This window comes from uncultured Lamprocystis sp. (assembly GCF_903933125.1).
Classification (GTDB): domain Bacteria; phylum Pseudomonadota; class Gammaproteobacteria; order Chromatiales; family Chromatiaceae; genus Thiodictyon.
Genome location: NZ_CAIZIZ010000565.1, coordinates 1 through 13,995, shown reverse-complemented (window position 1 = coordinate 13,995; position 13,995 = coordinate 1). Strand labels below are relative to the sequence as shown.

The 13,995-nt window shown below is 63.4% G+C and carries 10 protein-coding genes; 3 read left to right on the top strand and 7 right to left on the bottom strand.

Going from position 1 to position 13,995, the window contains the following annotated elements; translation table 11 throughout:
- Positions 1-147: 147 nt before the first annotated feature.
- From msrA to QZY03_RS30670, 7 genes are all read right to left on the bottom strand, one after another.
- Positions 148-1,407 carry a peptide-methionine (S)-S-oxide reductase MsrA gene (msrA, locus tag QZY03_RS30700; protein ID WP_363182299.1) on the bottom strand — a complete coding sequence of 420 codons (1,260 nt, stop codon included), beginning with the start codon at positions 1,405-1,407 and terminating at the stop codon, positions 148-150.
- A 232-nt stretch (positions 1,408-1,639) separates the two neighbouring features.
- The gene (locus QZY03_RS30695; RefSeq protein ID WP_295587987.1) at positions 1,640-1,918 is read right to left on the bottom strand and encodes a GGDEF domain-containing protein; all 279 of its coding nucleotides are present in this window, start codon (positions 1,916-1,918) and stop codon (positions 1,640-1,642) included.
- 103 nt (positions 1,919-2,021) lie between these two features.
- Positions 2,022-3,920, bottom strand: coding sequence for a PAS domain-containing protein (locus QZY03_RS30690; protein ID WP_295587985.1), 1,899 nt, complete (start codon positions 3,918-3,920; stop codon positions 2,022-2,024).
- Between the two features lie 455 nt (positions 3,921-4,375).
- Positions 4,376-4,903 (bottom strand): ferritin, encoded by a 528-nt coding sequence (locus tag QZY03_RS30685; protein WP_295587983.1) that lies wholly within the window; start codon positions 4,901-4,903, stop codon positions 4,376-4,378.
- Between the two features lie 157 nt (positions 4,904-5,060).
- Entirely contained in the window at positions 5,061-6,353 is a 1,293-nt protein-coding gene (locus QZY03_RS30680) for an MFS transporter (protein ID WP_295587981.1), read from the bottom strand.
- A 407-nt stretch (positions 6,354-6,760) separates the two neighbouring features.
- On the bottom strand, positions 6,761-7,378 hold the full coding sequence (locus tag QZY03_RS30675) for a response regulator transcription factor (protein ID WP_295587979.1): 618 nt from the start codon (positions 7,376-7,378) through the stop codon (positions 6,761-6,763).
- Entirely contained in the window at positions 7,375-9,924 is a 2,550-nt protein-coding gene (locus tag QZY03_RS30670; RefSeq protein WP_295587977.1) for an ATP-binding protein, read from the bottom strand. Before QZY03_RS30670 ends, QZY03_RS30675 begins: the two co-directional genes overlap by 4 nt.
- 585 nt (positions 9,925-10,509) lie before the next feature.
- Here QZY03_RS30670 and QZY03_RS30665 point away from each other — a divergent pair.
- The 3 genes from QZY03_RS30665 (at position 10,510) to QZY03_RS30655 (ending at position 13,758) form a co-directional block, all read left to right on the top strand.
- A complete protein-coding gene (locus QZY03_RS30665) occupies positions 10,510-10,977 on the top strand; it encodes an Hsp20 family protein (RefSeq protein ID WP_295587975.1) in 468 nt (155 codons plus the stop codon).
- A 149-nt stretch (positions 10,978-11,126) separates the two neighbouring features.
- A complete protein-coding gene (locus tag QZY03_RS30660; RefSeq protein WP_295587973.1) occupies positions 11,127-12,488 on the top strand; it encodes a DegQ family serine endoprotease in 1,362 nt (453 codons plus the stop codon).
- Positions 12,489-12,654: 166 nt separating this feature from the next.
- Complete coding sequence (locus tag QZY03_RS30655; protein ID WP_295587989.1) at positions 12,655-13,758, top strand: aminotransferase class I/II-fold pyridoxal phosphate-dependent enzyme; 1,104 nt, start codon at positions 12,655-12,657, stop codon at positions 13,756-13,758.
- Positions 13,759-13,995: the final 237 nt, after the last annotated feature.

Genomic DNA, 13,995 nt, shown 5'->3' with positions numbered 1-13,995 from the left:
GGTGCGCCGCACCAGTTGGGCGGCGGCGAATTTCGTCAACTCAACCGCAGACCCGGACGCCCTCGTTATTTCCCAGCGGGACTGGGAACGCTTGCTGGATCAACTGGCCTCGACGGCCTGAAATGGCCAAAGTCGAGCTTGTCATCATCATGGCGTATCCGGCACAAATTTGAGTACATTGCCGTTGATGCAGTAGCGCTTGCCGGAGGGGGGCGGACCATCGTCGAACACATGCCCCAGGTGAATGCCCGAACTGGCGCTGCGCACCTCCACCCGCCGCATCCCATGCGCGTTATCCTCATGCAGGCTGATTGCGCCCGCCACCGGGTTGAAGAAGCTTGGCCAGCCGGTGCCGCTGTTGAACTTGGTATCGCTGCGGAATAACGGCGCGCCGGTGATCGGGTCGACGAACATGCCCGGCCGTTTCTCGTCCAGGTGCGAGCCGCTGAAGGCCGGCTCGGTCCCTTGCTCGAAGGCGATTTTGCGCTGCTGCGGCGTCAGCAACTGATAGCCAAGCCATTTCCAAAAGCGGTCCTTGTCACCGGTGTAACCCGTGTAGCGCGAGACCTCCTTGCCTTGTTCAAACAGCACGATGGTCGGTGTGGCAAACAACGCCTTCTCCAGCGTCCAGTTCTCTGGCGGATTGGGATTCAGCGTGGCGATCACCGGGGTTGCCGCCGTCCAGCCGTTCAGGACCTCGGCCTGGAATTGCTTGCAGTAGGGGCACTCTTCCGCCTCGAAGACGATTAACTGACGCTCGAAATGCAGCGCGTCGGCCGGGAGGCTGGCGGGCATCGGCTTGGCGGCCTCGCCGGGAAATGACACGCCCGTACCGCCGAGACCACAATAGCCATCCGGATTCTTCTTCAGGTAATCCTGATGGTCAGTCTCCGCGCGGTTGTAGTTGCGCAGGGGCGCGATCTCGGTCGTGATCCGACCCTGTCCGGCGCTGCTCAGCGCCGACTGGTAGGCATCGCGGGTCTCAAGTGCCACCGCCCGTTGCGCGTCGCTGTTGGCATAGATGGCGCTGCGGTAGTTGCTGCCCTGGTCATTCCCCTGCCGATCGCCCTGCGTCGGGTCATGATTTTCCCAGAACTTGATGAGGATGGTCCGCAGACTGACCTGATCAGGGTCGAACGCGACCTTGATGACCTCGGCATGGTTGCGCAGGGTGGACTTACCGCGCCGGATCATCTTCTCAAGGCCCAGCACATCCGCATAGCCGGCCCGTGCGGCGTCTCCGCCGGCATAACCCGACTCGACATCGGTGACGCCTGGGATTTCGGACATACGCTTTTCCGCACCCCAGAAACACCCCATACCAAGCACGATAGTATCGACGCCGGCGACCGCCGCCAGCGGCAGTGCCATGATCATGACTCCCAGTAGGAACTGTTTGATTGACAAGACACTTGCACTCCTGATAAAGCGATGAGACCCGCTGGTGAGCAGTGCACGGCAGCGGGCGAATGCTGCAGGACAGGCCGCCTGAGTGTCTCTATATGCGCTTTGGCGCGGCCACATCAACCTGGACCTTCGTCTGTCAGCTACGAAACGGAAACGGACGGTTATCGCGGCAGCGAGTTGGTGGACATCGGCAAGCATCTCCCACGAGCGCCGGCACGGCTGCGGTATGGCGCTACTCGGCCGTTGGTTCTACCATAACGCGATTGCGCCCCGCCGCCTTCGCCTGATACAGGGCTTGATCGGCACGCTTGAGGAGCGCATCCAGGCAGTCCGCCTCATTCGCCAGACCGGCGATGCCCGCGCTGACCGTGATCGCAACCGACCGGCCGCCGAACTCGACCGGCGCTGATGCCAGGGCCAGGCAGAAGCGCTGCACGACTTCATAGGCCTTGTCACGACCGGTTTCCGGCAGGAGCAGCGCGAACTCGTCGCCGCCGAACCGCGCGAACACATCAGCAATTCCCGGCGAACGGCGTGTAAGCCGCTGATTTATAAAGAATCACGATTCTGACCGCAACAAGATTTGCAAAATAGCAACCTATGGTTTCAAGAGGTTAGCGTTCACCGGGAATCGCTGCGAACACATCGATCTCCCGGATATTGCGCTGACAGACGTCAGCCAATACCGTCAACACCAGATCGCCGGCCGCATGCCCATGTGCATCGTTGAGATCCTTGAAATGATCAATGTCGACCAAGGCCAATGCGAGCGGACGGGCGTGACGCCTTGCGCGTCGTATTTCGTCGTGTGCCGCTTCCAGAAAACGACGGCGGTTGGCGACGCCGGTGACTTCGTCCGTGGTGGCCTGTTGCTGCAGCCGTTCCTCAAGACTCTTGCGCTCAGTGATGTCAATGGTATACCCAGCCAACAGGGTCCGATCTCCCTGGACGATCGGGAACTTGATCGAGGTGTAGTGGCGGCCCTCATAGACCTCGTCCAGGGTCAGCACCTTGCCATCGGCAATCACGGCCCAATCGTCGGCGGTCATCTTGGCGGCGAATTCAGCCGGAAACAGCTCCGACATGGTCTTGCCCGCCAGGTCGGAACCCGAGACGCCGATCAGTTGCTGAAAATTCTCGCTGGCTTGCAGTACACGGCTCACGGTGGGCGTCACCTCTTTGATGTAGGCGTAAGCGGGTGAGTGACGCATGAACAGCGCGAACAACTCCTCATTCTTGCGCAGCGCCTCGTTCGCGTGTTTGAGCGCAGTGATATCATAATTCGTACCAACCACGCGAATGGCTTGGCCCGCGGCATCGCGCTCCACATCGGCCAGCCCACGCAGACAGCGAATGTTGCCGTCAGGCCAGACAACCCGAAACTCGATGTCTAAGTCTTGTTCTCCGGCGACCGCCGACCGGAGTGCATCCGTGCACCAGGGCAAGTCATCCGGATGGACCGCCGCACGCCAGGCATCACTGGTGCCGCTGAACTGATCCGGCGCGAGACCGTAAAGATTGAACATCTGGTTATCCCAGATCAGATGATCGTTGACGAGGTTCAGTTCCCAAATGCCGATGCCGCCGGCACGGCAAGCAAGCGCGAGACGCTCGTTCGCCTGTTGCCGCTCGGCCTCGGCACGCTTGCGGTCAGTGAGGTCGATCGCGGCGACCAGGAGATTCGGTCCGATGACGACCCCGGAGATCAGCATGGTGCGCACGTCACCATTTTTACAGGTCACGCGGTATTCGATGGGCTCGACATCGACCCCATCCATAGCCGCCTTGCGCACGGCCGCACTCCAGGTCTCGATGACCCAGGGGCGGTAGGTGTCGTCCGGGTAGGCGCGCTGGAACCAGGCCTCGGCGGTGGGGACATCCTCGCGGCTGTAGCCGTAAACCCCCGTGAAACGGTTGTTGACCTCTTGGACGATCCCGTCCGCGGTCACGAAACACAACGGTAACGGGGCGGCCGCAATGAGCTGCCTGAAGTGCTCTTCGCTCTCCCGCAAGGCATTTTCCAACTGCTTCTGCTGGGTAATGTCGCTGATCACGACGCGGTACAGGCGCGTGCCGTTGGCGTCATCGCCGTCCAGGATCGCATCCAGCCGCACCCAATAGAGGTCGCAGTCCGGACGGATCAGGCGCAGCTCACACTCCAGGAGTGCACCCGTCGCCAAGAGGTCTTTCAGGTACTCGTCGTAAAGTTCCCGATCGGCGGGCAGGACCAGGCCACGGAATGGCTGCTGACTGAGCGCGCCCGGGGCAATGCCCAGCATCCTTGACGCGGCACGGTTCAGATCCCCGATCAGGCCCCGCTCGCTCAGGGTGACGTAGCCCACGGGGACAAAGTCATACAGCTCGGCGTACCGCTTCAGCGAGTCCAGCAGAGCCAGGCGGGTGCGGCGCCGTTCTTCGTTCTGCGCTTCGAGTTCGGCCTGGCGCGCCTGCATTTCGACGAGCAGCCGCCGCGTTTCGTCGAGTCCAAGCATGTTCGGGTCGGAATCGTTCACGTCCTGTATTTCCTAAATCACGTTAATGCAATTGGAACGGAGGAGGCCCCGGGCGGCAACCACCCGGATGATCTGCAAGTCATCATTCGAATTGTAGGTTAATAGCGGACAGACGCAAGGCCCGGCGCGCGCACCGATTCTTCCTCAAAGGGCTGCTGATCGCAGCTGCCGATGCCAAATTGGCATCCTGCTCAACGCCTTGGCGGAAATGAGTCAGGCGCCGGAGATGCACGGGCAGGCCGCCGAGCGCATCCGGCACCTCAGCGATGCGGTCCGCGGCTAAGGCTGAGTTCGCAGACCTTCAGCGAGTCCGCCTGGAGTCCAAGGCTTCAGCCTTGGTCAGCGGTCGCCAAGGTTACACGCCTGGGCGTTTCGGGCAATCCTTGCAGCGCTTGCCTTCCTTGTACTTCTTGCAGCATTTGCGAGGCTGTTTGCTCATGGTCGTCGGCGGTCCGTCACTGGGCCGCGGCCGTCGCGGCAGCCTGATTGATCTGTTGCGCCAGCGCGGCGAGTTCGTTGTCGATCATCATCAAACTTTGGCCCTGATCGCCGAAGATCCGCAGGCGGCCGAGGACGTCTTTCACCGTCGCCTCCTCCTCGATCTGCTCGGTCACGAACCAGTGCAGAAACACGTTGGTCGCGTGGTCTTTCTCGGTCAGTGCGTGGTCGACCAGGTCGTTGATCGAGCGGGTCACCCCACGCTCGTGTTCAAGCGTACGCTCGAAGATCTCCATCACCACGCTCCCCACGGTTTCCGGTGCCGGGACCGCTTTCAGCGTCACGGCGGAATCCTGATCGATCAGGTACCGGTACATCTTCAACGCATGGGTCATTTCTTCGCCGTGCTTGGCCAGGAACCAGGCCGCGGTCCCCTTCAGGTTCATCGCTTCAGTCTGCGCCGACAGCCCCAGGTAGTAGTAGGCTGAATACATTTCGCGATTGATCTGTGCGTTGATCAGCGTCGCCATGTCTTTTGAAATCATCGGAGGCGGTCTCCTGCTGCGGTTAAGGTCGGCTGGGTCGACGGCCGCCGGTATCAGAGCACGTGCAAACCGTCAAGCCTGATCCTTAACGTGACCTTTGGCTGCCGTTTTTCAAGACGTCGCGGCAAACCGCGGCGGTTCCCAGGCGCCAACGGCCTTAGGCTCCGCCAAGCACCGCCGCCCGCCCCGCCGCCACATCGACCCGCGTCAGCAGCAGGGCGCCGATCAGGAACAGCGCCAGGATCGGCAGCAGCGACAGCCGGGGGTCGCCGGTCAGGGCCGCGGTGGTGCCGACCAGGAAGGGTCCGAGCACGGCGCCGAACTTGCCGACCATGTTGTAGAAACCGAACAGTTCGGCGGTCTGGCCGGCCGGGATCAGGCCGGCGAAGAGTGCGCGCGAGAGTGCCTGAACGCCACCCTGAACCAGGCCGATCGCGACCGCCAGGGCATAGAAATGCGTCAATTGCTGCATCTGAGAGGCGGCGGCCACGACCAGGGTGTAAACGCCGATGGCGAGCAGGATACTGGGCTTGGGTCCCCACCGCGTGCCCAGGTGACCGAACACCAGTGCCGCCGGGAACCCGACGAACTGGGTGATCAGCAGCGCCACCATCAGGCTGGACGCCGGGAACCCCAGGGAGAGCCCGAAGTCCACGGCCATGAAGACGATGGTGTCCACGCCGTCGATATAGAACCAGTAGGCGATGAGGAACAGGAAGGTGTTGCGCAGCACACGGATCGTCCGGAAGGTCTGCGCCAGTTCAGTGAAGGCGCCGCGCAACGCCGCGCCCAGGGTCTTACCTCCCTGGCTCCGTGACTCGGGAACCAGGAACGCCAGCGGGATGGTGAAGACCGCCCACCACAGGGCGACCCCGAGAAACGCGACCTGCACCGCCTGCCCCTGGTCCGCAAGACCGAAGGTCGTCGGGGTCAAGACCATGACGACATTGAGCGCGAACAGCAGCCCGCCCCCCAAGTAGCCGAGGGCGTAAGCGAGCGAGGAGACCCGCTCGTAATCGCCGGGCTCGGCGATATCGGTGATGAGCGCGTCGTTGAAAATGTTGCTCGTCAGGAAGCCCAGCAGCCCCAGCAGATAGAGTGACAGGGCGGCCACCCAATGCCCGGCAGCCAGCCAGAAAAGCCCTCCGGTCGCCAGCACCCCGAGCGACGTAAAGAACAGCAGGAAGCGCTTCTTCGCCCCCAGTTGATCGGCCAGCGCACCGAGCAGGGGCGCCACGCATACCAGGATGAGGCTGGCGGCGCTGCTCGCGTAACCGAGCGCGCGGGTGCTCTCGGTGACGGCCAGATCCGCGGCCCAGAACTGCTTGAAGAACACCGGGAAGAATCCGGCGATGACCACGGTGGCGAAGGCCGAATTGGCCCAGTCATAAAAGGCCCAGGCCAGAATCGGACGGCGTGGACCTTGGCGCTCGATCGGCTTCGCTGTCATAAGATCGCTCACTAAGGAACAGTTCACGAATAAGTTGAATCAATCCGCCATGAAATGCCTTCCGCGCCATGGCTATTTCGTTGTCGTAATCGTTTTCTCGTTCCCACGCTCCAGAGATTGTGAAAGTATTCGCTCCGAACCCGAAAACATCGCAATGCCGTAGGTTGGGGTGAGGAACGAACCCCAACATTTCCGCTTGCCCAAACTCTCCAGCGTGGGAGTGCCGTCCGGCTGCTCCAGCGGCCGGTGGCCCCACGCGACGCCGGAGCGTCGCGACTTGCTCCCACGCTGGAGCGTGGGAGCCAGATCAAGGCTTCAGTTAGCCAGCCTTGGCCGGCCGATCGATTGAATCGTTTTTCCGAATTCGACAACGACAACGACAGTGAGTGCCACTGGGCCACCGACAATCACCCTTCATCCCGCCCCGCGATAAGCACCATGCGTACCAGTTCGGCCAGCGATTCGGCACGCATCTTCTCCATCACCCGCGCGCGATGGGCCTCAACCGTTTTGGGCGTCACCCCCAGTGCGACGGCGATCTCCCGATTGGCCTTACCGTCGGTGACCATGCCCATGACCTCATGTTCGCGCGGGGTCAGGTCCGCCACGCGCGCCAGGATGCCGGCACGGGCCGCGCGGCTGAGGCGCTGACGCTGATCGACTTCCAGCGCCCGCTGGATGCTGCGCAGCAGGTCCTCGTCATGGAAGGGCTTTTCGATAAAGTCCATGGCCCCGGCGCGCATTGCCTTGACCGCCATGCCCACGTCGCCGTGGCCGGTGATGATGATGACCGGGAGCTGATAGCCCTCGCGCGCCAGATAGCTCTGCAGTTCCAGCCCGCTCATACCGGGCATGCGCACGTCGAGTAACAGACAGCCGGCGCGTTCCGGATAAAAGTTGCTCAGGAAGGCGTCGGCCGACTCGAAGGTCTTGACCTGCATCCCGGTGGATTCGATCAGCCATTGCAGGGAGGTGCGCATGGCCTGGTCGTCATCGACGACAAAGACAGTGGGATTGGTGCTCATCGGGTGGTTCCTATGGCAGTGGGCGGCACCGGTTCGGGATCCTCCGCGGCAGGGATCTCCGCAAGCGGCAGCGCGACATGAAAAACGGTGCCCTGACCCGGTTCGGACTCGGCCCAGATACGCCCGTCATGGTTCTCCAGAATGGTCTGACTGATCGGTAGACCCATGCCCATGCCCCCGGATTTGGTGGTGAAAAAAGGGTCGAACCACTGCGCCAGGCGCTCGCCCTCCACGCCGGGGCCGGTGTCCTGCACCGAAACCAGGGCCTGGGCCTTCTGGACCCGCGTATGAATGACCAGCCGCCGCGACGCCTCGGGGGTCTCTTCGAGTGCATCGAGCGCGTTGCGCAGCAGGTTCAGCAAGACCTGTTCGATCTGCACCAGGTCCACATGCACCGGGATGCCCTCGGGAGCCAGGTCCAATTCAATCTGAACGCCAAGCTTCGCCGTCTCGAACTCGACGAAGGTACAGACTTCACGGACCAGATGATTCAGATCCAAATCGGCACGCAACGGCGGCTGCTTGCCGACCAGGGCGCGCAGCCGCCGGATGATCTCACTGGCACGCTTCGCCTGGCTGGTGATCTGGGCCAGGGCGCCGAGCAAATCCTCGGTCTGGCCCTGACCGCTTTGCATCCGGCGGGTACAGCCGTTCGCGTAATTGACGATCGCCGACAAGGGTTGATTTAGCTCATGGGCCATGCCGGTCGCCACCTCGCCCATGGTGCTCAAGCGGCTCACATGCACCAGTTCGGCCTGGTGTTGGCGGGACTCCTGCTCGGCGCGGCGCACGGCGGTGATGTCACGGGCGTAGATGTTGACATAGCCGAGATCCCTGATGGGGGCGAACAGCAAGGCGTAGATCGTCCCCGAGAGATCGGTCTCGCACTCCTGCGGCCCCCCCTGCTCCAGCACGGCCGTCACCTGCGCCGCCCATTCATCCGGCAGGGGTCCACCCTGTTCGGTCGTCCAGGCGAGCAATAGCGGACGACTCGCGTTGTTGGCATAGGCGATCTGTCCGCCGGCGGTCACCCGCAGAATCGGGTTCGGACTCTCGCTGGCCAGCCGCGCCAGGCTCTTGATCTCACGCTCGGCCTGCTTGCGGCTGCTGATGTCATGAATATAAACGGTGTAAAAGCGCTCGGCCTCCAGGTCGATCGGCACGATGGAGATCTCCACCGGGATCTCCGAACCGTCGCCCTTGAGGGCCACCAGCTCACCGCGGCCCTTGGGTTCCAGCCCGTCGTGGCGCGAGCGATCGAGCAGCCGCCGGAACGCGGTCCGCGCCACCTCGGGCAACAGCCGCTCGCCGAACGGGCTGCCGATGACCTCCTGGCGCCGCAGCCCGAACATCCGCTCGGCGGCCGGATTGACCTCGCTGATACAGCCCGCATGATTGAGGGTCACGATGGCATCCAGCGCCGCCTCCATCACCGCCGCCTTGAGTGCCTCGCTCTCACGCATTTCCGCCTGATGGCGGAGGCTCATCTCCTCGCGTGCCTTGAGCACCAGTTGGGTGAAGTGCGCGATCCATTCCTCCAGCAGCAGCAATTGATTGCCGGCCCGCTGAAAGCCGGGTTCCTTGATCCCCAAGGCCCGTTGCGAAAACCGGGTCATGCGCTTCAACACCCGATTGAGCCGCGCCGAGACCAGATAGATCACCCAGGTGAACACCAGGATGAAGGCCGCGGCGGCGAAGAAGCGCTGCCGCCGCTCGAAGATGCGCACATGACGAGACATGCGCTCCAGGTTGCCCTGGGTGACCAGGGTGGCGAACAGCAGGTTGGCGTCCGCACCCTCGTACTCCGGCAGCGACTGGGAAGTGACCAGATAGCTGTCACTCAGCGTCGTAAGTGTCGTTCCGGGGGGCAACTCGGCCGAGTCCACGCTCGCCAGGATGCGCTGATCGTCCCCGTCCACCAGGGCCACCGCCACCCGACTCAGGTCCACACCGCGCTGGGAGGCGGTCAGGAAGGCGTCATCGATGGGGACCAGGACCACCAGAAACCCCATGTGATAGCCGCCCGAATCCTCAACCGCGTCGCTGACCAGCAGGTACAGCACCTCACCGAGCTTGACCGGGACCGTCCGCACCGCGCTGGTATCCAATGACTGGGCCGGGAGACTGGCCGCCAGTTCAACCGGCAGCGGGTCGGACCCGGCCTGATAGACCTCCCGCACCCGGCCCTGGGGATCGGTCAGCAGGACATGACTGGGCGGGCGCAGTGCATCCCGCGCGAAGAAATCGGGCAGCCAGTAAGGACGGAACTCCAGGTAGACCACTGGCCGCACGACATCGCTCTCGGACCAGAACAGCGGCTCCAGGTATTCCGCCAGACGGCGATGATTGGCCAGCAAACGCGTGGTCATGCCATACCCGGCCAGGTAGCGGTCGAAGCGGATCAGGCTCTCGCGGGCCTGGACATCGAGTTGATTGCGCAGTTCCTGGCCGAAGATCTTGCCCACCTGACGGGTCTGGATCTGATCCAGGATGCCCCATACGCCAAGTCCCGCGATCAATCCGACCAGGATCGCGATCAACGGCATGGGGACACGCCGCAACAAGCGCGTCAGGATCGGTTTGACTGGGATGCGGTGCACGTGCCTGGGTTTGCCTGGGAGACCCGGCCGGCGGTCAGCCACCAGCCGTCAGATCGGAGTGGATTGGAAAATGCTCTGGGAACGCGTCCAGGGCGCCGCGCGGTGACCTGACAAGCGCTGCGCCCGGTCACGGAAATCAGCAAGAGCGCACGCCTTATAGCCGTCGGACGTGATAACCGGACGTAGGGGCGGGTTTCAAACCCGCCCCTACACCAAGGGTCTGTCCGGATATAAGGTACGAAGGCTACAACACGGCTGATCGTTGGCCGCGCCTTGCAGTGTCACCGAGTCGGCACTTGAGGCGCAAGAACTTCCGACACCACCGGCGAACACCCTGCTTGCCGGGCGTTGCCGGGCACATCAGGCACTGGCGAGCCCGGACTACGACTTCACATAATATTTATCTGCGATCCCTTGACATCCGTGCCCCCAGGATCTATTTTACATAACACAGGCGCTCGATAGAGGCCTGCAGGTGACGCGGTTCGTAAGAACGCATCGATCCATATTGCTCATCGTGAGGATATGTCCATGACGACGATTGACTTTTCGCCCCTGTTCCGGTCCATGATCGGGTTTGACCGCTTCTCCAATGCGCTGGAGACCGCGTATCGTTCCGAGCCCGGCGGCTACCCGCCCTACAACGTCGAGGTCAGCGGTGAGAATGATTACCGCGTGACCATGGCGGTGGCCGGCTTCGCTGACAAGGACCTGTCCATCGAGGTCAAGGAAAACATTCTGACCGTCTCCGGCGCCCGCGGCGATGAGGAGGAAACGGCCGAAACCCGCTATCTCTACCGCGGCATTGCCAACCGCAGCTTCGAGCGTAAGTTCCAGTTGGCGGACTATGTGCGGGTGGTGGATGCGCGGCTGGAGAACGGCCTGCTGCATGTCGATCTGCGGCGCGAAGTGCCCGAGGCGATGAAGCCTCGCAAGGTCGAAATCCGCACCGACCAGAGCCGGCTGATCGAGTCCGAGAAGCTGCGCGCGGTTGCATAAGCGCGGGCTGACTGACGGGTAGAACGGAGGCCGGGCGCAAGCCCGGCCTTTTTTTGGGAAGGGTCGGCCGTTCTTCTCGCAGCCTCCGGATTGCCTCCCAGCCCTGGCGCCGCCATATCGGCCCCATGGTTATTTTGGAATCCAGACCCATGAGGCACACACACCGAATCCTGTCCCGCTCACTGGTCCTGGCGCTGGCCGCGGCCCTGCTTGGCGGCGGACTGCCGGCACAGGCTGCCCTGCCCGCGGCGGTTGACGGCCAAGCCCTGCCGACGCTGGCCCCGATGCTGGAGCGGGCCATGCCCGCGGTGGTCAACATCTCGACCGTCACCCGCATCGAGCAAGCCGACCATCCGCTGCTGCGCGACCCTTTCTTCCGTCACTTTTTCGACATCCCGCAACAGCGTGAGCGGCAGGACAGCAGCCTGGGTTCCGGCGTCATCGTCGACGCGAAACAAGGTCTGGTCCTCACCAATCACCATGTCATCGCCAAGGCCGACGAGATCCGCGTGACCCTGGGCGACGGCCGCACCTTGAAGGCCGACCTGGTGGGCGCCGATCCGGACACGGACGTCGCGGTACTGCGCATTCCTTCCCAGGGGCTGACCGCCCTCGCGCTGGCGGACTCGGATCGGCTCAAGGTCGGCGACTTCGTGGTCGCCGTCGGCAACCCCTTCGGCCTGAGCCAGACGGTGACCTCCGGCATCGTCAGCGGACTGGGCCGCGCCGGATTGGGAATCGAGGGGTACGAAAGCTTTATCCAGACCGACGCCTCGATCAACCCCGGCAACTCCGGCGGCCCCTTGGTCAACCTGCGCGGCGAATTGGTGGGGATCAACACCGCCATCCTGGCCCCCGGCGGCGGCAACATCGGCATCGGCTTCGCCATCCCGATCAACATGGCCCGTTCGATCATGGACCAAATCCTGGATCACGGAGCGGTGCGGCGGGGCCAGTTCGGGGTGGCCGTGCAGGACCTGACCCCGGACCTGGCGAACGCCATGGGCGTCGAGCGCCGCGGCGTGCTCATCTCAGCCGTCGAGCCCGATTCGGCCGCCGCCGCGGCCGGCCTGCGGGAAGGGGATCTGATCCTGCGCCTGGATGGCCGCCCGGTGACCAGCGCCGCCGATGTCAGGAACCAGTTCGGACTGCTGCGGGTGGGCGCGCGCGTGCAGCTCGACATTCTGCGCGACGGCAAACCCCGAACCCTGACCGGCGAGATCGCCGATCCCTATCGCGACTTCACCCGCGGCGACAAGCTCGCCGCCACCCTGGCCGGTGCCCTGCTGGGCGACACCCCCGGACGCCCCGCCGGGGTCGCCGTGGGCACCGTCACCGCCAACAGTCCGGCCTGGCAATCCGGCCTGCGCGAAGGCGACCTGATCCGCCAGGCCAACGGCATCCCGATCACTGGGGTCCGCGATCTGACCAAGGTCCTGCGCCAATCCGGCGGCGTGCGGAGCCTGCATGTGCAGCGGGGGGGGCAGTTGATTTTGTTGGCGCGGCGATAGGCGCCGATTGTTGGTGTTTGGCGTGCCGGATCAGGCCGAGGGCGAACCGGAGTCGCCCCCTCGACGGTGCTGGAGCGAAACCAGAATCAACTGGTGCAAACCATGACCGAACACTCCCACCGCCGCTCGCCGGGACGGCCAGCGACGGCAGGCTGGAACGGACGTGATGCGCCTCCTGGGGCGCGCGGCCGAACTGGAGGCCCAGGGGCGTTCCATCGTCTACCTGGAACTGGCCGAGCCCGATTTTCCCACCCCCGAACCCATCGTCGAGGCCGGCCGGCGCGCCCTGGCCGAGGGGCGCACGCGCTACACGCCGGCCCGCGGACTCGCGGCGCTGCGCGAGGACCTCGCCGGCTATTACGCCGGGCGCTACGGCGTGCAGGTCGACCCGGCGTGCATCCTGGTCACCCCCGGGGCCTCGGGCGCCCTGCAACTGGTCTTTCAGGCGGTCCTGGAGCCGGGCGACCGGGTGCTCCTCTGCGATCCGTCCTATCCCTGCTACCGCCAGGTGCTCCGACTACTGAGCGTGGAGCCGGTCGCGGTCCCGGTCGGGCCGCAGACCAACTATCAACTGACCGTCGACCTGGCCGCCGAAGCTTGGGTCCCCGGAGTGCGCGCAGTCGTCGTCGCCTCGCCGTCCAATCCCACCGGGTCATCGCTCGACCCCGCCGTCATGGCCGGGCTCTGCCGGGAGCGTGGCGCGGCTTTCATCGTCGATGAGATCTACCAGGGCCTGACCTACGAGGCACCCGACCGGACCGCGCTGGCGCTCGGTTCGGAGGACCTTTACGTGATCAACAGCTTTTCGAAATACTTCGGGATGACGGGCTGGCGCCTGGGTTGGTTGGTCGGACCCGCCGACGCGGTGTCGGTGATGGATCGCATGGCTCAGAACCTCTTCCTCGCGGCCAATACGCCGGCGCAGTATGCCGCGCGGGCAGCCCTGGCACCTGCCACCCGCCCCATCCTGGACGGGCGGGCACTGGCCTTCCGGCAGCGGCGCGACCGGCATCGATCTTTTTGTAAACTTTGCTACACCAGCACCGGTCGGTCTATGCGGACCGGTTCGGGCGTTATGAGGCAAGATCGCCTCATAACGCGTAAACGGTGCGAGTCCGAGCGCGGCACCCCTGCCGGTGCCTCTAAACACCCTGAGCATTTGCCGAGAAAGGCACTTCACAAGATTGCTTTTTCTCCTATTCTCTTGTCAGAATCACGCGGGCATCCCCCGGTTTATGCGGTGTACCTTCGATCCGTTCGTGGGATATGAGGCAACCTTGCCTCATATCGCACGAACGGTGCAGCGAGGAACTGCGCGCAAGAGCTTGACACTCGTGAAAAATCCTGATCCAATCCTAAAAAGACGACGCGTTATGGGGTAGTTCGTCTGCCGAAATCTAGCTAGGATTCACCCTTCGTGTATACATGCAAAGTTCTGTGTCGTTCGAATTGCAGCGCAAAATTTGTGGATGAAAAAATTCAGGATTCGTGATATTCAGCGGGAGCG